Source organism: Peribacillus sp. NJ4, assembly GCF_030348345.1.
Taxonomy (GTDB): domain Bacteria; phylum Bacillota; class Bacilli; order Bacillales; family DSM-1321; genus Peribacillus.
On sequence record NZ_JAUCFQ010000001.1, the window covers coordinates 2,868,455 to 2,891,195 of the forward strand.

Annotated in this window: 23 protein-coding genes and 1 pseudogene; 7 read left to right on the forward strand and 17 right to left on the reverse strand. The window is 36.6% G+C overall.

Annotated features, from left to right (window positions below):
* Positions 1–180 precede the first annotated feature (180 nt).
* A complete protein-coding gene (locus tag QUF94_RS14260; RefSeq protein ID WP_289316434.1) occupies positions 181–1,467 on the reverse strand; it encodes a histidine--tRNA ligase in 1,287 nt (428 codons plus the stop codon).
* A 484-nt stretch (positions 1,468–1,951) separates the two neighbouring features.
* On the opposite strand from QUF94_RS14260, the gene QUF94_RS14265 reads away from it, so the two are divergent.
* Complete coding sequence (locus tag QUF94_RS14265) at positions 1,952–2,332, forward strand: hypothetical protein (protein ID WP_289316435.1); 381 nt, start codon at positions 1,952–1,954, stop codon at positions 2,330–2,332.
* A gap of 229 nt (positions 2,333–2,561) precedes the next feature.
* On the opposite strand, the gene QUF94_RS14270 is transcribed toward QUF94_RS14265, so the two are convergent.
* The 5 genes from QUF94_RS14270 to QUF94_RS14290 all read right to left on the reverse strand — a co-directional run bounded on the left by QUF94_RS14270 (position 2,562) and on the right by QUF94_RS14290 (position 6,956).
* Positions 2,562–3,032: a GNAT family N-acetyltransferase gene (locus QUF94_RS14270; RefSeq protein ID WP_289316436.1), complete on the reverse strand. Its 471-nt coding sequence runs from the start codon at positions 3,030–3,032 to the stop codon at positions 2,562–2,564.
* Positions 3,033–3,326: 294 nt separating this feature from the next.
* The gene (locus QUF94_RS14275) at positions 3,327–3,983 is read right to left on the reverse strand and encodes a CatB-related O-acetyltransferase (protein ID WP_289316437.1); all 657 of its coding nucleotides are present in this window, start codon (positions 3,981–3,983) and stop codon (positions 3,327–3,329) included.
* Between the two features lie 245 nt (positions 3,984–4,228).
* On the reverse strand, positions 4,229–4,429 hold the full coding sequence (locus QUF94_RS14280) for an alpha/beta-type small acid-soluble spore protein (protein WP_289316438.1): 201 nt from the start codon (positions 4,427–4,429) through the stop codon (positions 4,229–4,231).
* Between the two features lie 501 nt (positions 4,430–4,930).
* Positions 4,931–5,440 carry a DoxX family protein gene (locus tag QUF94_RS14285; protein ID WP_289316439.1) on the reverse strand — a complete coding sequence of 170 codons (510 nt, stop codon included), beginning with the start codon at positions 5,438–5,440 and terminating at the stop codon, positions 4,931–4,933.
* Between the two features lie 349 nt (positions 5,441–5,789).
* Positions 5,790–6,956, reverse strand: a complete 1,167-nt coding sequence (locus QUF94_RS14290; protein WP_289316440.1) for an MFS transporter — start codon at positions 6,954–6,956, stop codon at positions 5,790–5,792.
* A gap of 135 nt (positions 6,957–7,091) precedes the next feature.
* On the opposite strand from QUF94_RS14290, the gene QUF94_RS14295 reads away from it, so the two are divergent.
* Both QUF94_RS14295 and QUF94_RS14300 read left to right on the forward strand, forming a co-directional pair.
* Positions 7,092–7,640 (forward strand): Chromate resistance protein ChrB, encoded by a 549-nt coding sequence (locus QUF94_RS14295; protein ID WP_289316441.1) that lies wholly within the window; start codon positions 7,092–7,094, stop codon positions 7,638–7,640.
* A gap of 337 nt (positions 7,641–7,977) precedes the next feature.
* On the forward strand, positions 7,978–8,286 hold the full coding sequence (locus tag QUF94_RS14300) for an aminotransferase class III-fold pyridoxal phosphate-dependent enzyme (protein WP_483313656.1): 309 nt from the start codon (positions 7,978–7,980) through the stop codon (positions 8,284–8,286).
* A gap of 548 nt (positions 8,287–8,834) precedes the next feature.
* Here QUF94_RS14300 and QUF94_RS14305 read toward each other — a convergent pair.
* The 3 genes from QUF94_RS14305 to QUF94_RS14315 form a co-directional block, all read right to left on the reverse strand.
* A complete protein-coding gene (locus QUF94_RS14305; RefSeq protein ID WP_353957783.1) occupies positions 8,835–9,170 on the reverse strand; it encodes an insulinase family protein in 336 nt (111 codons plus the stop codon).
* A 612-nt stretch (positions 9,171–9,782) separates the two neighbouring features.
* Entirely contained in the window at positions 9,783–10,403 is a 621-nt protein-coding gene (locus tag QUF94_RS14310; protein WP_353957810.1) for a class I SAM-dependent methyltransferase, read from the reverse strand.
* 424 nt (positions 10,404–10,827) lie between these two features.
* The gene (locus QUF94_RS14315) at positions 10,828–11,688 is read right to left on the reverse strand and encodes a metallophosphoesterase (protein ID WP_483313657.1); all 861 of its coding nucleotides are present in this window, start codon (positions 11,686–11,688) and stop codon (positions 10,828–10,830) included.
* Positions 11,689–12,133: 445 nt separating this feature from the next.
* Here QUF94_RS14315 and QUF94_RS14320 point away from each other — a divergent pair, with 445 nt between their 5' ends.
* Complete coding sequence (locus tag QUF94_RS14320) at positions 12,134–12,685, forward strand: ribonuclease FAU-1 family protein (protein WP_289316443.1); 552 nt, start codon at positions 12,134–12,136, stop codon at positions 12,683–12,685.
* An 89-nt stretch (positions 12,686–12,774) separates the two neighbouring features.
* Here QUF94_RS14320 and QUF94_RS14325 read toward each other — a convergent pair whose 3' ends face one another.
* Entirely contained in the window at positions 12,775–13,422 is a 648-nt protein-coding gene (locus tag QUF94_RS14325; protein ID WP_289316444.1) for a lysozyme family protein, read from the reverse strand.
* Positions 13,423–13,641: 219 nt separating this feature from the next.
* Here QUF94_RS14325 and QUF94_RS14330 point away from each other — a divergent pair, with 219 nt between their 5' ends.
* The gene (locus QUF94_RS14330; protein WP_289316445.1) at positions 13,642–13,797 is read left to right on the forward strand and encodes a DUF4021 domain-containing protein; all 156 of its coding nucleotides are present in this window, start codon (positions 13,642–13,644) and stop codon (positions 13,795–13,797) included.
* A 247-nt stretch (positions 13,798–14,044) separates the two neighbouring features.
* On the opposite strand, the gene QUF94_RS14335 is transcribed toward QUF94_RS14330, so the two are convergent.
* From QUF94_RS14335 to QUF94_RS14355, 5 genes and pseudogenes are all read right to left on the reverse strand, one after another.
* Entirely contained in the window at positions 14,045–14,830 is a 786-nt protein-coding gene (locus QUF94_RS14335; RefSeq protein WP_289316446.1) for a glucose 1-dehydrogenase, read from the reverse strand.
* Positions 14,831–14,878: 48 nt separating this feature from the next.
* Entirely contained in the window at positions 14,879–15,631 is a 753-nt protein-coding gene (locus tag QUF94_RS14340) for an SDR family NAD(P)-dependent oxidoreductase (protein ID WP_289316447.1), read from the reverse strand.
* 33 nt (positions 15,632–15,664) lie between these two features.
* Positions 15,665–16,453: an SDR family NAD(P)-dependent oxidoreductase gene (locus QUF94_RS14345; RefSeq protein WP_289316448.1), complete on the reverse strand. Its 789-nt coding sequence runs from the start codon at positions 16,451–16,453 to the stop codon at positions 15,665–15,667.
* A 113-nt stretch (positions 16,454–16,566) separates the two neighbouring features.
* Positions 16,567–17,217 carry a GntR family transcriptional regulator gene (locus QUF94_RS14350; protein ID WP_289316449.1) on the reverse strand — a complete coding sequence of 217 codons (651 nt, stop codon included), beginning with the start codon at positions 17,215–17,217 and terminating at the stop codon, positions 16,567–16,569.
* A gap of 232 nt (positions 17,218–17,449) precedes the next feature.
* Positions 17,450–18,249 (reverse strand): annotated as a pseudogene (locus QUF94_RS14355) (DUF2935 domain-containing protein).
* Positions 18,250–18,622: 373 nt separating this feature from the next.
* Between QUF94_RS14355 and QUF94_RS14360 the strand changes: the two are divergent.
* Positions 18,623–19,261, forward strand: coding sequence for a formylglycine-generating enzyme family protein (locus QUF94_RS14360; RefSeq protein WP_289318381.1), 639 nt, complete (start codon positions 18,623–18,625; stop codon positions 19,259–19,261).
* A gap of 283 nt (positions 19,262–19,544) precedes the next feature.
* Here the strand turns inward: QUF94_RS14360 and QUF94_RS14365 are convergent, their stop codons facing one another.
* Positions 19,545–19,805 (reverse strand): hypothetical protein, encoded by a 261-nt coding sequence (locus tag QUF94_RS14365; RefSeq protein ID WP_289316450.1) that lies wholly within the window; start codon positions 19,803–19,805, stop codon positions 19,545–19,547.
* Positions 19,806–19,980: 175 nt separating this feature from the next.
* Between QUF94_RS14365 and QUF94_RS14370 the strand changes: the two genes are divergently transcribed.
* Entirely contained in the window at positions 19,981–20,745 is a 765-nt protein-coding gene (locus QUF94_RS14370) for a class I SAM-dependent methyltransferase (protein ID WP_289316451.1), read from the forward strand.
* A 57-nt stretch (positions 20,746–20,802) separates the two neighbouring features.
* On the opposite strand, the gene QUF94_RS14375 is transcribed toward QUF94_RS14370, so the two are convergent.
* Entirely contained in the window at positions 20,803–22,602 is a 1,800-nt protein-coding gene (locus QUF94_RS14375; RefSeq protein ID WP_289316452.1) for a S9 family peptidase, read from the reverse strand.
* Positions 22,603–22,741 lie beyond the last annotated feature (139 nt).

The window sequence follows — 22,741 nt, forward strand, 5'->3', positions numbered from 1 at the left end:
AAACATGTTTCTACAAATAGGGGGCGGACAGTTCACGGGATCAAGCCCCACGCACCCGTACGTCTTACCCTGGCTACTGATAAAATAGATTCTATTAAAAAAAGGTCAACCAGTAAAAACTGGCTAACCTTATAATACGAACGCACCCGTTTGTTCATAAAGAGGAAATTATCATATTCATCATTTATTAAAAACAAAAGATTCAATTCTTTCTTCGCCAGAGAACATATCTTTGATTTTAAATTGATTATTTTTTACTTCATCTTCCCCAATTATGATAACGTTACGAAAATTCTCCCTGTTTGCCTTATCTAAGGCTTTCCCAATCTTTTTGTTTCCCATTTCATACTCAACCTTGTAGCCTTTATTTCTTAGTTGTCTTGCCACTAAGAATGATTCTTTTTGCGTATTTATTGGGATTACATAAAAGTCCACAGTAGGATTTTCTAAGATTTTTTCCTTTGATGCATTTAAAGCAGTATAAATAACATCTAAACCAAATGATATTCCAACTGTAGAAAAATTCTCATTTGTTCCAATAAGTCCACCGATAGCATTGTCATATCTTCCCCCACTACCAATGCTTGACTTAATTTTTTTATCAGATAAAAAAATTTCATAAATAGTACCCGTATAGATCTCCAAGCCTCTTGCTAAAAATGGATTAAATATACATTGGTTACTGACGCCAAGGAATTCCAAATATGTTTCCAGTTCTTTTAATTCTTCTATACCTTGTTTAACCTGTTCGCTTTGTGCAGAAAAGGGTTCAAAGTAGCTATAACTTGTATTATTTTTATCAGTCAAAAACTGTTTAATTAATTTGACTGTTGAAGGCGGCAACCCCTGTTCAGTAAGTTCCGAAGTAACAGTTTCTAATCCAACTTTTTCAAGTTTATCAAGTATTAATACTACTTTATTAATTTTTTCATCTGATGTTTCAAACACTTGAAGCATTCCAGTTAATAATTTTCGATTGTTATATTGAATTATTACCTTTAAATCGAGTTTGTGGAATGCATCCAATGCCATAATCATTAATTCTGCTTCAGCTATTTGAGATTTAACTCCCACAATATCAACGTCGCATTGAGTAAACTCACGGAACCTTCCAGCTTTTATAGGACCGTCTCTGAACACTTTACCTATTTCATACCTTTTAAAAGGCATCCCCATTGTTGGATTCATTGCAACTACCTTTGCAAATGGGATCGTTAGGTCGTATCTCAATGCCAAATCTCTTTCTCCTCTGTCTGTTAATGTATACATTTCCTCTAAAATTTCAGCACCCCCTCCATACTTAGAAGCAAGCAATTCGGTGTAATTTAAAATTGGAGTTTCTAGAGGTTTGCACCCATATTGGATAAAAACATCTTCTAATGTTCTTCTAATATTGTTTCGTACTACTTCTGCTTGTGGTAAATAATCTTGTGTACCCTTTACATTTTGATAATTCATCTTTTTCATCTTTTTTTACCTCCAATTGTTTGTTTAAAAATAAAAAACCGCAAAAGATTAAAGTTCTTAAACTTAATCAATGCGGTTCAATTATAAATAGCCTTCCTATATACGATTTTTAAAATCGAATAGCAAGACTACTAGTTATGATGATGTAATTGTAACAGAGAAAAATTATTCAATAATGACAGCATTTTGTCCACCTCGTATTTCCATTTAATGTATCACAATAAAAAGTTTATTTCCAATATTTATTTATTTTTTTTGATTATTGCTTGTTCAACTAACCTGCCCCGTTAGTTGCATAAAGAAAAAGCTGCCTTAAAGACAGCTCTGATCTTCAGCTAAAGCACCCGTTAGTTCAACAAGAAATAAAATATATTTTCAATTTTCCACCTATTCCTCTATTTGTTGCTAATCAATTACGTCAATGCAATGTTCTAAAAGGGGAAATACCTGAAATATAAATATAATTGAAAGGAGTGAGATGATAATGGAAGCAAGTACCTTTTTAGGACTGTTTTGGGGATGGATGACGATTATCATATCGGGAATACTTTTCGTACGTCCATCAGTACTACGTGAACTGAAAAGATTAGTGGTCGAGGACAGAGGATTTGGGATTATGTATGGCTTTCTATCGATTTTCCTAGGGTTAGGCACTGTTATCCTGCATAATGTATGGGCACTCAACTGGCGGGGATTCATCACAGTCATTGCATGGCTCTCACTATTAAAGGGGATTTATGTAATTGCATATCCTGAACCATCCAAGAAAACCGACTTTGAAGTACGGATACTATCTACACGTATAGCACTTGCTATCGTTGGTGCATTGGCTATATGGATGCTTGTAGTAATCTATAAGAAATAATCCTAATTCCTAATAGCGACAAACAAGCCTCCGGCAGCGAATAGAAGGGTTTATTTATTCCTCTCCTTTAATTTAGAAGAAGTTGTTTCAGTAGTTTCGTCAAGACCATTAAGACTTTCTTAATGGTGTTAAAATCAGGGTAATCGCCAGGAAAATATGCTTAACGGTGTACATACACATTTTCCTGACGCTCCCCCCTTAAACTGAGGGAGTTCAATAAGAAACATAGTTAATTTATAGGAAGAAACCACACATCTTCTTCTCCATATACATCTCCTGTGGGAAGAAAGCCAAAACGTTTATATAATTCACAAGCATTTTCATTATCTTTAAATACGGTTAGACGAATTTCTTTACAAATGGTAAACCTATTTGCTATCCAATGAACCATCTCAGACAGTGCCGCCCTACCATATCCTTTACCCTGATCACTCTCATCAATAATGAATCCGTTAAACCAATACATATTCGTCGTATTTTCATCGTAAGCATGCATGATAAAACCGACCATTAACTCTTTGTCATAGATGGCAAAGGGCAAATAAACAATGTTATCTCCGTCTGGTTTAATATAAACTTTGGCAAGTGATGCGGCTACTGACGGTACAAAGTTACTTTGCTGTTTCTTAACTTTCAATGCTAATGCCTCTTCCCAATTTTCTCTCGTAACACATTTCAAATGTACTTTCTTAAATTTCACCTCTAATCATAATCAGAAATTACCACTTTATTAAATTCACTACTGACACTGAAATACCTTATTCAACTAACCTGTCCCTTTAGTTGCATAAAGAAAAAGCTGCCTTAAAGACAGCTCCGATCTTCAGCTAACGCACCCGTTAGTTCATTAAGACTTATTGTAGAGTTGACACAAACTGTGCGGTGATGAGTTTTCATAAAAAAAATAGTCTCTTCTTAATTAGCTATTAAGAAGAGACTATGGCTTATTAAACTTATTCGTTTTTATTCAATGAGGTGATCTAAAATTAAACCGTTATGGTTTTATTTCCCTTTGATAAAAGTCATATAATTGATTAATAGAGGAACTGGACAAGATATGACTGGCTCGATCAATTTTCTCACGTTCCCAATCGAACCAACGCATTTCCTTTAACTTTTCGATTTCTTTGTCTGTAAAGCGTTTCTTTATCTCTTTAGCAGGGTTGCCGCCTACTATCGTATATGGTGGGACATCTTTGGCAACAACCGATCCAGCCGCAACAATGGCACCTTCACCTATTGTCACACCGGGCATAATCATTGCATTCATGCCAATCCAGGCATCACTCTCGATGATTGTATCCCCTTTTGGTTCGTAAGAAGTTTCAATCTGCTCCACAAACGGATACACGGTAATCCATTCAGGATGATGATTGTGATTTCCACCCATTAAAATAATTACACCACTTGCAATGCATACGTAATTTCCTATAATCAACTTATCTAAATGCCATCCATGGTCTTCGATGGGGTTAAATAACTTTCTTGATTTTTCATCTCCCCATAGGTATCTAACGCACCCATCTTCAAAATCATGATTATCGTAATAACCAGAATAGTAGGAGTATTTCCCTACTTCAATCATTGGGTTGGTGACAATATCTTTTAGATACTTAATTTCAGACCAGTGGTTAAATCGATGTTGTTTCATTCTTTTCCCTCGCTTCTAAGTAGTATAAATCATTTTTTTACTTAGAAGCTTAATGCCGTAGCAACATTCTTAAACCGTTTCAAACGACGAACCATCGTCCTCATCCTTTTCCTATTTGATGGGGAGATTGTAACAAACGAATCATCTGTTCGTCAAATCTTACCTCACAGTCCGAATATACAGAAGGTTTAAAATCAAAAAAGGAAGTAGTGTAGCCGACTACTCCCTCATTTCTAAGTAAATTATTAGAACTGTCTTCCACCTAATTGTTGTTCAGCCATTTGGACTAGTCGTTTAGTGATTTCTCCACCTACAGAACCATTAGCTCTTGAAGTTGTGTCAGCAACTAGGTTTACACCAAATTCACTAGCGATTTCAATCTTCATTTGTTGTAAAGCTTGCTCTGCACCATTAACTATTAATTGATTACTGTTGATACGTGCCATCGTTTTCACCTCCTAATATTTATTGATATATAGCGATGACACTACATCAATGTATGTTAGTAAAGATGAAAGAGTAAGAAATATTCCTATCGCACGTTTCATCATTTTCACCTCCTAAAACCGTTAAACTGTATACAGTTTAACGTAAAAACAAAATCCTTCTTCAACTAACCTGCCCCGTGAGCTTAAGTACAATTCTTCACAATCTCAGATCCTCATAATATCCAATTGTTTTCGAGAATTTTGCTCAACAATCTGACCCTATAGCTAAAGAAGGCACAATTCTTTTTCAAGAATTGCGCCCGTTTGTGGAACAAGAAAATTATTCTTTTTCTGCCGTATTAACATAACCCCTATTTTAGGATCTAAAAAAGTGCCTTAATCCTAGTACTAGATCAAGACACTTTCTATATCATCCTCTTCTAGCTGATCATGTATTTGGGAAGCAGAAAGTTTATTGAAATTATAGTTATTTGAAGCAAGTCTCAGTAGTATTAAAAGCTAAGCAGCTTCTTTTCCCTTTATTGTTTTGGTAGCAAATAGCTTTTCTTTAAGAGTTAGCATAATCATACCATCTACCCCATATCTTCCTGCATTCATAGCAGAAACAAGGATAAACATAGATAATAGAACTAGTTGTGGATTGGTACTTGTCGTGCCACTAAACAGATAAGAGAAGTTCATAACCAGGCCAAAAAAGACAGCTGTTTTAGTGAAACAACCCATCAATAAACCTATCCCGACGAGGAATTCTCCCCAAGGTACTAATGTATTGAATATCTCTACATTAGGAATGGCTACATATTCAAGAAATACAACCCACCATCCCTGAACAGCCGGATGCTCTCCAGTTGCATTTGCCAACGCACCCTGTAAGAAACCAGAAGCATCAAATTGTCCGCCTGCTATTTTCCCCCAGCCAGCCATAACCCACGTATATCCGAGATACACACGCAACACAGCCAAAAGAATAGAGACATTTTTGTTATGCCTTAAAAGATCAATAAACATACTTTTCCTCCTATAATTAAAAAATAATTACTAGGAGATATACTAACATATTTGAGAATGATTTTCATTATTATTTATGTAAAGAGTATATAAATAAAACATCTCCTTTTACTACAATCGGAGGTAATATAGTCCACGTTAAAGATACAGATTATACATTGTAACGAACCCCTTTGGCTCCAAGAGGGTTCACAATTTATTATTTATGCAGCATTTATACACCGTTGATAAATCACCGTCTGCTCACGCTCAAGTGCGCATGATGGTTATAAAAGGTGGAGTTTTATGTACCCTTTTATTCAATTAAATGGCCCGATTGTTGAATATAGACTACAACCTTTAAAATTAATTAATTGATAAATTCCTCCTTTTTGGAAGGAAGTATTTTAAATAATAGAACGGAAGCAAAAATCGCAATAACACCATTTAAATAAAAAGATGTTTCAGCACCAAATGTCTCCCATAGCCAACCTGTAAGCAAGGAAGCCGGAAATAGCCCGATCCCTGTAACCATCGAATAGAAACCGAGTGCTGTTCCTTTAGCTCCAGAAGTTGCAAGGTCAGCTACTAATGCTTTTTCAACACCTTTCGTTAATGCCGAATAAAGACCGTAAAAGATAAATAGAAACACAAGGCTGGTAGTTGAATTTACTGCCCCAAATCCCAGATAGACTAATCCATAAATGGCGTAACCTACTGTTAAAATTCCTCTTCGCCCAAACCGGTCAGAAAAAGAACCTGATGCATAAGATAAAAGTGAAGCAGTAAGATGAAAAAGCAAATATAATAATAGAACATTTGCCGTGGAAACCCCTAATTCTGATGCCCTCAATAAAAGAAATGAATTAGATGAATTTATAATAGTAAAAAGAAAAACAACGATTAATAATTTTTTTACGGTCGGATTTAATAGTTTCCAACTGAGTTTTGACTGAGAGGAATCCAGTTTTTTCTTTTTCGGTTGAGTTTCTTTTTTCTCCTTTACAGCAAAGAGAATTAACCAGCCAATAATGACAGGAATTAATGAATAAAGAAATACTTCACGTATACTATCTGTTCCATTGAATTGAATTATTAAATAAGCAGCACCAATTCCAAGTGCAGCTCCCATCATATCCATCATTGAATGCAATCCGAATGTTCTACCTTGTCTATTTTTCCCACCTGATTTTGAAATGATTGCATCTCTAGGGGCTGTGCGGATGCCTTTACCTGTTCTATCAATTAACTTCCATATAAAAACTCCTACCCAACTGGTGGCAAAAATCAGAAATATTCTTCCTAATCCTGATAATCCATAACCAGTTATCGCTATTCTTTTTCTCTTTTTGATCCGATCTGAATACCTGCCTGAAGAGAATTTCAATAAGCTAGCTAAACTTTCAGATAATCCATCAATAATTCCGATGATCATAGGTCCCGATGATGCTAGAATAATAGGAATTAAAGGAGTAACCATATATGTACCCATATCCGTAAAAAAGCTGACCAAACTCATTAACCATACATTACTCATTCAACTATCACCCTTAATATTTAATCTCTTTCACAAATAATATTATAACTTCCGTTTACATAAATGCAACAGGTGTTACATTTATAAATTGTGATATAATAAATCCATAAAATAAAATAAAGGAGAGCTGACCCAATGCAAGTAATAGGCTGGATGATTTTTTCGTTTAAAATTCCATCGGAACCTTCTTCTATAAGAGTCCGAGTTTGGAGAAACCTTAAAACAATGGGTGTTCACTATTTACAACAGTCTGTTTGTATTTTTCCAACGAATGAGGAACTGATTAAGAAGGTTAAAAAATTACAATTGCATATTCAAGAAAATGGTGGAGAAACCTCTTTACTTGAAATAGATAAATTATCATCTTCTTCGGAAAATGAAGTTATTCAATCACTTAATCAAGAACGCATAGTAGAATATAAGGAGTTTCTTAAAGAATCGGAAAAATTTTTAATGGAAATTGAAGAGGAAACTAAAGAGGAGAATTTTTCATTTGGAGAAATTGAGGAAAATGAAGCTGCATTAGAACGATTACAAAAATGGTTATTGAAAATACAAAAACGAGATTTTTTCCAATGTGAATTACAACAACAAGCAGTAACCCGAATAGAAGAATGTAATAGTGCATTAGATAAATTTATGGAAAAAGTATATATGCTTGAAGGATTAACAAACAAAGAATAGGTACTCTCAATAAAAACCTGATTTTATTACTCTTTAAAATTCTTATTCCATATAATGGCCCAATTGTTGAACAAAGTTCAAACGCACTCTTGAACTCCCTCAGTTTAATACGATTTTCTCACAAATACTCGCTTATTCGGAGGATTTCATCACCATTGAATTTAAGTTCACGGTTAAATGGAGTGATTTCAGGACATGAAAATTTCGTGAAGGCATAGTGAAATATAGGAGTTGTACAACACTCCATATTTTACCATATAATGCACATTCTCCACGCCGCCCCTGGAGGCTTTCCCTCCCATGTCTCAACGGGTCAATTGCCCTATCATTCCTTGTCATGCCTATCCAAGCACTATACGAACTTCCGATAGTCGGCGATATCCGCCAGCGCGGCTTCATGATTGGAGTGGAAATCGTTAAAGACCGCCAAACAAAAGAAACGTTCACCCTCCAAGAGATCGTCGTTTCTGGAATCATCCATACAGCACGGGAAAATGGACTGATCATTCGGGAACTTGGTCCAGTCATCACGATGATGCCGAGTCTGTCCATGTCAGAAAAGGAACTCGATATCATGGTCGAAACGGTCTACCGTGCCATTCAGGAAGTCTCCATTCATAAGGGTTTGATCCCAGCAGCAAACTGATTCAAAAAGAACCGGAGAGCAGAGCTCATTCCGGTTCTTTCTCGATTTGATTTTAAGTTCATTGCAGGCTACTCCGTTAAATACGCGGCCATTAAAAGGGCCAATGTACATATTCTGATTTCCCTCCATGGGAAATCAATTGCCAAGCCAATCGACTGAACTTAATAAAATCAGCTAGCTCCCTCATTTTAGATTAAAATGTGTGAATATAATCCATCAATAACCTCCTTTTTGGTAATCTTGTTAATTACATTAATAACATCACAAAAATTAATTCCTCTTATAGAATAATGAAGAATTGAGTTAGCTAATTTTGTTGGATTATCATATACGTCGATTATCATTCCGATAATCCTTCGTTTAGAAATTAAAAATTCATAATCATCGATACTTCTCGTTTGAATATTATTTTTTGTCAATCTAATTTCTTCCATAAGTTCATATGGTTTGGTTGTGATCACACTTAATAAGGAGAAAGAATAACTATTGGATATTTCGTATTTTAAATCGATGTCTCTATCTACAAGAGAGTGATTAGAGATTTTTTGCTAAAAGTCGGAGGTTCTGCCAAATAGTATTTCTAACCCTATTCTTATAATAAATTCCTTTCGGATACCGGTATCAGAGGCCACACTTTCATAAGCAATCGTATTTCCAAATAACAGGACCGATTGATTGGTATTAATGGGTTCGATATTGATACTCTCTCTTTTGACAGGTAATAAAGGCAAGTATCTATTTTTATCTTTCGAAGTGGAACTTGCAAGTTCATTCCCTATAATTGTATATATTTCTTCAGGAATGATATCTCCAATTATAATGATTTTCATATTTTCAATAGAATAGAATTTCTGAAAACACTTCTCCAATATGTCTGAATCCATTGAATCTATACTAGCTAAATTCCCAACGATCGGTTGTGCTACCCCACTTTCATCCCCGTATAAGTCAGATAATAAATTAGTGAAACTAATTAACGCTCTCCTCTTTTTTTTAAACGAATGAGCAGGGTCTTCTTAAGTATTGTCATTTTTCCATTTTAAAAGAAACTTATTTTCATGGTAGTTTAAGTACAATATTGCACAATGTTCACATACAATAAAGTTGTTTAATCTTAATACTCTAAACACACATAACACCGTTCTGAAATGGAACAGTGTTCAAAAAATAGTTGTTTTAACTTTCTTCGTCCTATATTCCTTTTTCTTCTCAACCCAGTAAAAGCACTCTTTTCGATTCTTTATCACTATTTGGGGTTCAGCCGACATTTATTTCTTTAGCCAATTCTTAGGAGAAGATGAAGGAGTTTTGAAGTTCCTGAGAAAAGAGATTCATTTCGTCTGAAATAGAAAAACCCATAGAAAATACCATCCTTCCAGTATATTTCTACAGCAAGAATAGCGTTTTTTTTGGTTATGGGGATACAAATTCACCTTAGCTTATGGCGATGGGACAGCTTCAACATAAACTAAAATTATCGATGTTGGAATTTTTTTCTAATATTTTTTTAAGCAGGCCGAGAAAAATAGTTCGTTGTATACGAAACATTTTGTAAAACGCTTTAAAACATCGCATTTATAACCGTTCTTATGAAAAATATCTATATACCCTTTCTCATCTCTTATAAAACGTCCTTGATCTAACCAGTTCATAATGATGTTACAAAGAGGCTTATGCTGGTATATGCAAGGCTCAATTGCAATTACTCTCCCATTTGGTTTTAATACTCGCTTAAATTCTTCCGTATACGTTTTTATGTCAGCACAAGAGATGTGATGTAACACGGAAATAATAAGAATATAATCAATACTTTCATTTTCAACTGGCAGAGAATATTCTTCTAAAACTTTGAATTCATAATTTGAATATAGCTTTTTCGAATACATAACTCTTTTTTGGTCAGGTTCTACTCCCATATAACGTTCAGGAGAAAATAAAGTGCAGTTTACCCCTGTACCGGAACCGAAATCTAAGACAGTTTTATCATTAAATTCAAATTCCTCTTGTAAGTAAAGATGTATATACTTCTCTGTAAACCACTTAGGACGTACTAAGTTATGATATAATTGCGGAAAAAATTCAGTTAAAATACGCCCTTCACCAACTTTCGCTAAGATTTCTTAATTAAAATTCCTTTCTTCATTCAAAATTATGCAAAAAGCCAAATATAAAAATGGCTTTCCTATTTCTATAATGGTGGAATATCTACATAACTTTCTGATAATAAATGAGTACTAACGATGATTTTCGAAAACTTGACCAACCCGTTCTTTTGATAGACGCTTGTAGAGCATTTCTAATATGTATACTTGTAGATGCTTCATACCGGAAAAAAATTTCCAATAGACTTAACCTTGGCTTTAGTTGACCAATATAACTTAAAATAATAACCTTTTTCAAATTTGGGACAACATGTTCATATCATATCTCGAGCAATAGTGGAAAATATAATAAGACCTTCACCTCAAAGAGGTGAAGGTGACGGAACTTTCGAAAAAATACTAAGGAAAAATTTCTTGTTTTTGCACTTTTAGATTCAAACTAAATAGAAAACCCATGTTCCTCTGTACATGTTAAAGATTTATTAATTGTTAGTTCATGAATAGTAATTTCCGGTCTGCTCCCTATACGAATATTAAACAAGGTTTGTCCAAGTCCCTCATTGATATAGAAAACTTTCCCTTGGTAATGAATAAGCCCCTTAATTAAGTTTAGACGAACAAGTTTTCCGAACTTTCTTAAGTGGTACGGTTTCGGCCAACAAATTTGACCGCCATGAAAATGTCCAGCAAGTAGATAATCAAAGTGGAACTTTTCCATTTGTAGAACAAGGTTGGGATCATGAGTTAAAACAAGTCGATAACCGTTTTCTATCAATCCATTATATGCTAAGCTTAAGTTGCTTCTTTTTGTATGGTAATCATCAATTCCGATAATATAAATTAAGTTTCCTTCTACAATAATCGTATCATTCTGATTTTGCATCGTTTTGATATCATATTGTTCAAACAATTCCTTTAAACGTCCAAAACTGTCCTCTCGTAATATATAATCATGATTTCCGAAGACTGCATATATGCCATATTTTGGATTAAATTGTTGTATTACTTCTAGATAAGGAATTATTTTAGGAATACTTTTCGTTCGATCTAAATAGTCGCCCGTTAAAGCAATTAAATCAAAATTCTCTTGCTTTAATTGATTATATAGTTTTTCCGGAGAAATCGATAAGTTTTCTAAATGCATATCTGATAATTGAAGAACGCGTAGATTAGAACAGTTGGGGGTAGTCACATTTGCAGATACGGGAGCTACGGTGTTAACGATTGCCTCATGTGTATTTTTATTCGCCCTATATATAAAATAAACGAGAAATATCAACATAAAGAATAAAAAAATCAAACTATTTCCTCCTTCCTTTAAATCAGTATAGGGATTGAGAAAAAGAAAGTAAAATGAAAATAAAGGAAGTTAAAACGTTCGTAAGAACCAGACAGCCGAGAGATTAAATTGTTGATTGAGTCCTTCAGGACTTATCAAGACTCCCGTTGAAGATTGACAACTACATAACTGTGTCAGGAAAGTACTCCTACTTTTTGGCTAGCTCTTGGAGAGCTTGTGGAGACAAAGATCGTTGTCAGTTCCTGTGAAAAGAGTAAGTTCGTCTGAAATCTCACGACACATAAAAAAACACCAATCTTTCCATGATATTACAGAAAGAATAGCGTTTTTTTGTTTTTGGGGTAATGATTTGCCTTAGCTTGATGGGTATGTGGCGATACCCCTATTAGAAAAGTAAAACCTTCTTAAGTATAATGGCATAGTTTTTAAGGGAGAAATAGAAACAATGGACAATATATTTACACTAGCACTTCAACGTGGCGATGAAATACTAGAAAGAAAAACCCGCTACGACTCCATAGTAGTAGAACATAACTGTATGCTGTTAAAAGCACAAAATCAACATGTCGTGCTTTTTCATGAAATCATGAATTCGTTCACGATGAAAGCAGGTTCTATAAAATTAACCATTCCTATAGGCAGTTATACGATTGCTTATTATTGGAAGGATCGCCCTTATAATCTCTACATTTGGAGGGATAATGAAGGGAATTATCTAGGTTCCTATTTCAATATTGTAAAAAAAACATATATGACGGATAGATTGGTATCCTTTGAAGATTTGATCATTGATATTTTGGTTCTTCCTAATGGGAATTACTTTATTTTGGACGAAGATGAGTTACCTGTGCCATTAGACCAATTTGAGAACGGTTCTGTTAAACAAGCCCTAAACTCTTTACTTAATTCCATCGATAGTCTTCTAACACAAACCATTTCAGAATCCGTGAAACTCTATAAACATTATGACCTTCTTCCATGGTTGAACAAGAGATGACATTGGTTTTAATTCTTTGAATTTCACTACTCGAAAACCATTACCATAAACAAAAAGCCTACTTACTGAAGTAGGTTTTTTGTTCTCACTCACTCACCATCAGCTTGAGCTGATAGACTGTCGGAAAGAACCTCAATGTTCTTGGATACCTTCGCACTGTATGAGTAATCACCGTAGCAATATGGATATCGGAAATTCTCTTTGTCTCCGCCGCAATCATAGAGCGTGGGGTTTTTTTCTACCTGAAGCATGGAGAACTTCTTCGCAAGCTCTTCATTATGCTTGCCCCCTTCATTCGCAACGAAATCAATATAACTAATTCCCATGTTATATGCTTGAATGATCGTGGCAAAATCCACGCCCTTTTCATTGCCATATTCATTGATCCTCTTAAAATGTTTTACCCCATACTTAATGCTTTCCGTTGGATCTGTGATTGTATTTGGATCAAGCCCCGCTGACTCGGATGCCTGCATTGGGTCACCGCCCCGTCCTCGGCTTTCCTGCTGCATCAAAGCAATCAACGTCGAAGTATGCTCCTCTAGTCCGTACTTAGCCAACTCGTCACGTAGAAGTGAACTATACTTTTTCACGTTCGCAAAAGAATCAAGCGTATTTACTGATGTGGAAACATTTTCGGAATAGGGGGTTTGCATGATTTCCTTTATGAGCAAAAATACAAAAATCAGGATAAAAATGACAAAAAAATCCTTTGATTTCTTACGTTTCTTCTTCACATTCTCTCTCCGTTATCTCTAAGTTATATATTTATATCTTAACAAATAGTAAGAGTAATAACTATTTAGAATACCAATTAATAGTTCAATAAAATGAGCTTAATGAAATTAGTAATCAATCTTCCATTTCTGACCTTAGTGTCAAACCTAATGCACCTAAGCTCACTCACGTATATTTATTCGGACAATGAGACACCATATTGGTTGGAGGTGGTATGTATGGACAAGGAGATTGAAAAAGAAGAAATCCATGATGATAAAAAGAAAAAATATAGAAATGAGTTTGGGGCAGATCCTGATGAACAAGAAATGAATGGTCTGTATGGTATGTTGGAAACAGATTATGAAGATAAGCTTCACGATAAAGAAAAGTAAAGATTGGTATCTTTAATGTATGTTAAGCGCCTTATATGGCGTTTTTTTATGAGTTCATCCGTTATGAGCTTATTGAATCTATTCTAAAGGGTCGTATTTTGTTTCATATGAACTGATTTTTGAATATGCAAAAAAACGAAAACCCAGCAAGTCTTCGTTTTTTCCAAATTTGAATACGTTTGGTCACTAAATATTAAGGATACCATTAAAAAGGGAGTGACCTAATACAGTCACTCCCTTTGCTTAATTAGTATTGTGAAGATTGTCCGCCATCAATCGGAATGACTACCCCGTTGATGAACTCTGATTCCCCTGATAAGAGGAACGCGACTAAACGGCCGACTTCTTCAGGTTTACCGAAGCGTTTCTTAGGATTCACACTGACGAAATCCGCCATTGCTTCTTCCCAATTCTCTCCGCCTATTTGCCTGAATGAACCTTCTACCATCGCTGTTAAGATTACTCCTGGTGCAATGGCATTTATGCTGATTCCATATTGACCATATTCTATGGCAGCTGTTTTTGTTAAGCCTGCTACAGCATGTTTACTTGCAACGTACGCACTTTGGTTAAGCACAGCACGAATTCCACCTACGGAAGCCACGTTCACCACTGCCCCTGATCCTTGTTCTTTCATGATTGGCAGAATGTATTTCATACCATAGAATACACCATTGATATTGATGTCCGTTACTTTGTTGAAAACTTTGCTATCGTATTCAGCCATTGGGGCCTGTTTGCCTTCGATACCCGCATTATTATAGAATCCATCGACTCTACCATATTTGCTGACTGTTTGGTCTACATAGTTCTTTACTGCTTCTTCATCCGATACATCTGCCGTAATCAGAAGCACGTCGGATTTTGGTGCAATTTCTAAGATTAATTTTTTTGTCACTTCCAAAGATGCATCGTTTAAATCAATTAATGAAAGTTTAGCCCCTTCTTTAGCCATTTCCAATGCGGCCGCTTGTCCTAAGCCTGATCCTGCCCCAGTAATGATTACAACTTTGCCATCGAATCGATTGCTCATGTCAAAACTCCCTTTTTAAGTTATCGAAAATCTATTTGATTATACTGATTACCCCTTAAAGCTTAAGAATCCATCATCAACAGGAATGACTTGTCCATTAATGGCATCCGCTTTTTCAGAGAACAAGAAGGTTACTACTTCTGCAACTTTTTCTGGCTGAATCAATTTTTTCCTCATATGGAGTTGTGCCAAACTGTCCAGGAACTCTTGATCGTCACCAATGATCGGTGTTTCGATAAAACCTGGTGCCACACCGACAACACGAATCCCATATTGCGCAAGTTCAATTGCTCCAGATTTGGTCATGGCGATGACTGCAGCTTTTGCAGCATGGTAATTAAAGCTGCCAATAGAAACCATCGTCCCATATATTGAGGCTGTATTAACGATCGTGGCGCCTGTTACACCAAGCTCCACCATTTTCCTTGCTGCATAATACATGCCATAATAAACGCCGTGTTGGTCAACATCCACGACTCTGTGGTATGACTCTGGATCCATCTCCAAAAATGGTTTTACTAGTCCAATTCCAGCGTTGTTGAAAATGCCATTGATGGTGCCATGATTGGCGATTGCAGCTTCGACCATCGCTTCCACTTCTTCCGCTTTAGCTACATCCACTTTCACAAAAGATGCCGTGCCTCCCTTTTGTTGAATGATCTCCGCAGTTTCCTTAGCTGCAACATCATTGTAATCAGCCGCTACGACAATAGCTCCCTGTTCAGCTAATTTATATGCCGTTTCCTTTCCAATTCCGCTGCCTGCTCCTGTAATTATTATGACCTTTCCTTTTAAACTCATCTATTCGTCCCCCTATAATAAAGTTTTTGCTGATCAGATTAAAATGGCCCCGCCGTCGATTACAAGTTCTTGACCCGTAATGTGGCTGGCAAGATCGGATACTAAGTACATCATTAGATTTGCAATTTCCTGCGGTTCGGCATAACGGCCATCAGGAGTTGTTGCTTCCAGCTGTTTTCTAGCCTTTTCAGCTGCCGCGGAATCACCTTGACCAAATCCGCTTTCAATCGAACGCATCATTGCGGTATTGACCACACCTGGGCAAACGGCATTCACCCGGACACCATGGGGAGCAACTTCGACACCAGCTGTTTTCGTCATTCCAAGAACCGCATGTTTACTTGCGCCATATGCCACCATGTTTGGCGTTGCCAGTAAACCAGCTCCTGAAGCAGTATTCACGACCGCCCCGCTTTTTTGTTCAATCATATGGGGCAATACATGTTTCAAGCCCAAGAAAACGCCGCGTACATTTATTGACATTAATTGATCGAAAACCTCAGCAGGATAGTCGATAAGCGGCATTATTTTGCCTTCCCACCCTGCATTATTCAGGAAAATATCGATTTTCCCATAGAAATCTATCGTTTTTTGAACATAATTTTTTATATCGTCTTCCTTTGTAACATCGGCTTTAACGAATTTCGCTTCGCCGCCTTTTTCTTTGATCTTATTTACCGTTAGCATGCCAGCCTCTTCGGAAAGGTCTACAACAACCACCTTGGCTCCATTTTCTGAAAGTGTAATAGACGCTGCCCGGCCGATACCCCCGCCGCCACCGGTAACAATTGCTACTTTTTCTGTAAAATCAAATGTTTGCATAGTATTCTCCCTTTCTCCCTTTGATCTTCGTGATGATATTCTTTATTGAATACGGTTACATCATAACATTATCTTTGTCGATTGTCGACAATTTAGTTTTAGAGTCAAAGACTCTACATCACTCCACGATTCAAGGCTTCATGAATTTCACTTTTTGCTTTAATGAAATCGCCTTCGAGAATGGCCTCAATGGACATTTTTAAACTAAAATGGAAATTTTCCATTGTTTCTATACTCCATTGACTTTGGGCAAAAACCATGAGGATATGACTGGCCTCTTCAAAAAATCTTGATAATGCTTTGTTTTCAGCGATTGAAAAAATATATCGAAATATCTGTGTTGCCCTTTTTTGATACTCGATTACATTACTTTTTTCACACTCATTCGTTGCACTTTCCAAATGCTTTCGTAATGATTGCTTATTTTCTGCGTGCCACTTCCCTTGGGAAAAATCAATGCCCATCTGGATCAGCCCGATCGTAACATCATTATATTCAATGATTTCCTTTTGTGAAAATGGCTTGACGATCGTTCCCCGCCTCGGTATTCTCTCAACAATCCCGTCAACCTGCAATAGATAAAGGGCTTCGCGTACTGGTGCACGGCTCGTATTCAATTCTTTGGAAATGTCTTCTTCGACGATTTTCTCTCCAGCTTCTATTTCCCCTTCAATGATTTTTTTTAAAATGTGTTTAGCGATTTGTTGTGGCAGCGATTCTCCAAAATAAATGCCATCCGTCAAATTGGAAGTATTTCCAAACATCTTTCAGCACTCCTATACTTCTATAATTAATTTTAGTCATTTTAGTATATCATATTGATAGGAATTAACTTCCTTATAAATTTATAGCACCCGAAATGGAAACAACCAAAACGTCTTAAACCATGTCCTATGGGTAAAACCCAGACTGTTGACAAAGTTTTTTTCAGAAATCCGCTCCATTTTGTCGACAAACTGAGAGCCCGACTAATAGAAGGGCTCCATAGGCACTATATTAATCCACGAGCCTCGGTTTTGCCGGATCGCAGTTTGGCTTTTCTGTTTTTGTCGATTCAGCGAGTTTGGTTAAATAATAACATTCTTCACGCCACATATGATCTGCCATTAATGGGGAAAGCGTTCCAAGAGCCTGTGCACTAAGCTCAAGTTCCTCCAATTCAAGCAGAAAGTGCTGAAAGAGTTTAATCTCCAATGTGACGTCCGCATTCATTTTTTCCAATGCTGGGAATGTTGACAAATTGGTTCGTAAATATCCAGCCATCTCAACCGCTTTTATATAAAAAAATCATTAAAATGTTTTTTATATTGGTCACTTTTCTCCTTTAATCTTTTTTCAACTTCATCCAAATTGGATGATATTGCACCTGCATGCCCTGCCGCATCTAACAGCCAAATCAAATGATGATGGAGTTCATGAAAAACCGGCGGCATTTGATTTGAATTGAAGTATTTCAATAATCTTAAATATTCTTCTAATTCGTTCACCATATGATTTAGGAATGTAGGTGAAAGATGTATTTTAATTTTACCTACCAGATGCTCTTTTAAAAGGCATAGCTTAAACTCACGAAGTCTTAACGCCTCAGATTCTGCCATGGCAGTAAGTTGCGAAATCTCCTCCGAATTGGCTTTACCAAGGAGAGTATCAAAAACTCGAATGAATTCTGAGGCAATATCAATGTTTTCCACTTCAACCGGAGCTAAAGACTCATGGATGAACCTGGCATGTTCCCCTAAGATTTGCAGCCAAAAACGATGCTCGAATCTTGCTGTTTTCTCCAAAAACTCGTTCATTCGCTCCCCCCCATAAATTAAGTTATCGAAAGCTCACTTATAATTTGTATTCTTAAATCTACAAACTTATTAATATAAATTGGATGGGGACGTAACGAAGCTTAAACTTGATCCTTTACCCGCATCAATGTTCATAGACATTGAAATCCTGATTGCAGTACAAAATCCTGTCTACCCTCAGTGAATCAAACGTGTGCATACCTTCTTCAAAAACGGTTTTAGTACTTATTTAACTCCCTGGAAGTTATCTGCCAATACAAACATAATATTTGTATTGATTTAACGGTTCTAATTGTGGTAAAATTTGTAAAATTATGATCATTTGGAGGAAGGTAGATTGTCAAAGGAAATAATGAGTTACATTGACTATCGAATGGTGAAAATTCCTGGGGGAGAAATAGAATTAAGGGACGATAGAATTAAAAGCAAATGGAAAGCAGAAATAAGACCGTTCCTTCTTGCCCGTTATCCTGTTACTACGGATTTCTACTATGCTATTACAAATAAATCACCTAATTCTTTTGAAGGAGATCTAAAACCTGTTGTCAATATTTCCTGGAATGATGCAATTTTTTTTTGTAATCTACTTTCACAGAAAGCTGGACTGGGAGAGTGTTATTCTAAAAATGGCGAAAACATTGTTTGTGATTGGGAATCCAACGGTTTTCGACTTCCTTCAGAAGCAGAGTGGCAACACGCGTGTAAAGCCGGGACTGCTGGTTATAGATACGGAGAGCTGAATAAGATTGCCTGGTATAACGAAAATTCAGGGGGCATAATCCACGAAGTAGGAACAAAGGAACCGAATCATTGGGGGTTGCATGATATGTTAGGGAATGTTTGGGAATGGTGTTGGGATTTATATGATGAACAAGTGTACGGCACCTACCGTATTTTTCGAGGAGGTAGCTGGGCTGAGGATGCCAGGGGTTGTGGAGCTTCATGTCGTCGGCGCAGCCATCCGACATTTTGCATAGACGACCTAGGATTCCGTCTTGCCCGGTCTTTTTAACTTCAGTAAACCAACTTCATTCAAGGCTTCACAGTTTTTCTTGCGGATAACAGGAGGGAAAACAGAGAGATCCGCTGTATGTATTTGTGATGTAACAAAAATAGAACTGGGTTCATTCCAAAATGAGACGCATCAAAGATTAAAATCCAAAAAGATGACCCGTTTTACATGTATCTTTGTCGTACATCTATTCATATTCATTTCCAGTTTATTAGTAGGGAACCGATGGGTTCAAAATAAAAAACCTGATAATTTTTCAGGTTTTTTTATTTTTATCATTCGATTACCAGAGAAATGCGAGAAAGACTAAAGATGCAATTGCACCAAAGGCAAATCCATTTGCAGCACCCCAACCATATCCTGTATTAAAACCTCCATAACCAAAACCCCCAAGGTTTCCGCTACCGTCAAATGGACGAATATATACACGGTTCGACGTAACCCGATGTATGATTCCCCGATGTACGGTTCCTCTACTTGTCCGAATTTCAACCGGTCTTCCAACACCTTGCCTGCATTTATGATAATAATTATGATATCCCATTTTGCACTCCCCTTGTTAGTCGATTCTACATCGTATGCATTCGGGGACTAGCCTGCATGGATTAAATACCCACCAATCCTTTAAAAGTCTTTCCCATATTCCTTGTCAATGGTAAAACACTCTTTGAAACCAAAGCATAAAATACTTTTATACATGTACCAAAGGAGATTAAGCCATGAACCAATCATACCAAGACGCACTAGCCATATTTGGAATTGAAGGGGCACACCCTGGTGGATTTGAACTGACTAAGCAACTCTTGAAAAATGAAAAAATCGATCATACGTCTATAATCCTTGATGCCGGATGCGGGACAGGGCAAACCTCAGCTTATTTGGCAAAAACGTTTCTTTGCCAAATATCCGCGCTTGATAATCACCCTGAGATGGTCAAACATGCAAAAAAAAGATTCCAACAAGCTAACTTAAGCATTGACCTATATAAGTCTTCAATAGAAGAACTGCCTTTTGACAATAATTCTTTTGATTTTATCATAGCCGAATCTACGACTGCATTCACTGATATACAAAAATCACTCCGTGAATTTTATAGGGTCCTTAAACTAGAAGGAACTTTGTTATCTATTGATATGACAGCAGAAACCAGCCTTGATTCTGCCTCAAAAAAAGAAATCATGAACTTTTATAATTTAAGAGAAGTATTGACGCAATCCGAATGGTTAAAGGCCTTCCAACAAAACGGATTTACAGATCTAAAAATCTTGAGATCGAGTACCGTCTTAGAGGGATTATTGAATTCTTCAGCATCAAGTAGCCCCATTCAGCCTTTGAATGAATCCTTGAAACGAGTCATGGACGAACATTACCGCCTAATTTTGTCTTACGGAAACAGCCTCGGTTATAGAGTATACAGAGCAAGTAAATCATCCAAAAAAGAACATCCAGCTCTCCAACATGAAAAACCCTGCTCATCACTTTGAAAGTGAGTGGCAGGGATTCCAATTCAATTGTAAATAAATGAAATATTTTGATGCGGGTTATACCTTCTCCGTTACTGCTGTGAATCGATTGAAGAATGTGAGTATTTTTCGATAGACGGCAATTTCATTTTCTTTTTTGGAAAAACCATGTCCTTCATCTGTTAGAAGCATATACTCGACATCTCTTCCTTTGTCCTTCAATGCTTGAACGATTTGATCTGATTCCTCTTTGACGACGCGGGGATCGTTTGCTCCTTGAATGACAAGCATTGGTTTTATCATGGATTCCAAATAGGTGATAGGCGAATACTCGATTAGTTTTTCCTTATCTTTTTCCGGATTTCCTACCCACTGATCCATAACGGGCTTCCAGTCTTCTGGAACGGAATTGATAAATGAGAATAGATTGGATGGCCCGAAAATATCGACAACGGCCTTAAAATAATCCGCATGGCGTCCGTGTAGCAGAAGTGCCATATACCCGCCGAAGCTTCCACCCATCAATAGAATGTTCCCTTTTTGTGCATGTCCTTGTTCAATCAGCCAATCAAGGCCGGCTACATTATCAAGTCGTGGTCCATTTCCCCAATCTCCCTCTACCATTTTCATGAATTCCAACCCATAGCCAGTAGAACCCCGGAAGTTTGGCGCAAAAATACTGTAACCGTGATTCAGGAAAAATTGAAATGAAGCTCTGAAGAATTTCCTTTCTGCTGCCTGAGGTCCTCCATGAGGCCAAAAAATGACTTCACCATTATCATTTTCCTTGTTTGGCCTAAAAAATAACGATTCGATCTCCAAGCCATCAAAGGATGGGTATGTAATGATGTCCGGTTCGACCAATTCATTAGAATCGACGCCAGGAACCGTATATTTAGTTAATGATACCCACTCATCAACTGATTTTTTATAAATATTATGAGGCTTGGTTGCGCTCATGCCAAATAAGTAAAGCGTGCCTGATGCAGCGACCTCAAGTTTATTAATGACGCTGCATGGTACAGGGATATTTCTCCAATCTTCATTTTGCAGATTGAACTCATATAACTGATCCTCTACACCCTTTTGACTGGTTACGTATAATAGTTGATTCTCTTTACTATATTTCATCGCAGTAAAACTCTCATTCTCCAATTCTTTAATTTTAATGAATCGGTTTGTTTCAAGGTTGTATGAAGCCAAATAGGTAAAATCCGAATCATAATCAGTTAATAAATATATCATCGAATTTGAAACAAAAACACCATCATTCACTGTGTGTTGTTTCTCGGTGGGCGGCGTGAGCAGGACATGCTCGTTCCCGCTTTTTGCATAGAGAAGGGAATATGTATTTGCATAGTGTTTGTGATAAAGAAAGGTTTTTTCATCGGGACTAAAACCAAGGATATAGGTCGCTGCATCTTTCCCCTCCAGGACGTGTGTTTCCTGTCCTGATTCTAAATCTAAACAATAGGAATTTAGAAAGGAAGGATTTCCCCTTGATGTCGTATAATAGAGTTTTTTGCCATCATTCGATAGAATTGGCATGAAATTACGTGTATTTTCATGGTGGACGATTTCCTTCATTTGCCCGCCCTTCAAGGGAACTCCGTAAAACTGGGTATTTTCGTTACCATCTTGATCGAAACCAGCAATTATAAACCGGCTCTGTTTATCAAATAACAGCTCATGGCAGCTTTGATCAATGGATGTAAGTGGATAAGGAAAGCAGTTCGGCAAATCCATTCCCCATAAATTATACTTGCCACTCAAATTCGTACTGAAGACCAGATGTTTTTCATTTGGACTTACTACAAAATCAGTAATGGAAAAAGTTCGTAAAAATTGCTCAACATCAGGTTTGGGAAAAGTGATCATCATGGCAACCCCTTATTTTTATTATATAATGAAAATTCTGTAATTAATTGTACCATATTTTTCCTTATAGCTATAGATAAAATGAATTTGATGAAATTCATGATCATTTTTTCAAAAAAAATAACTACCTCCTGGAGAT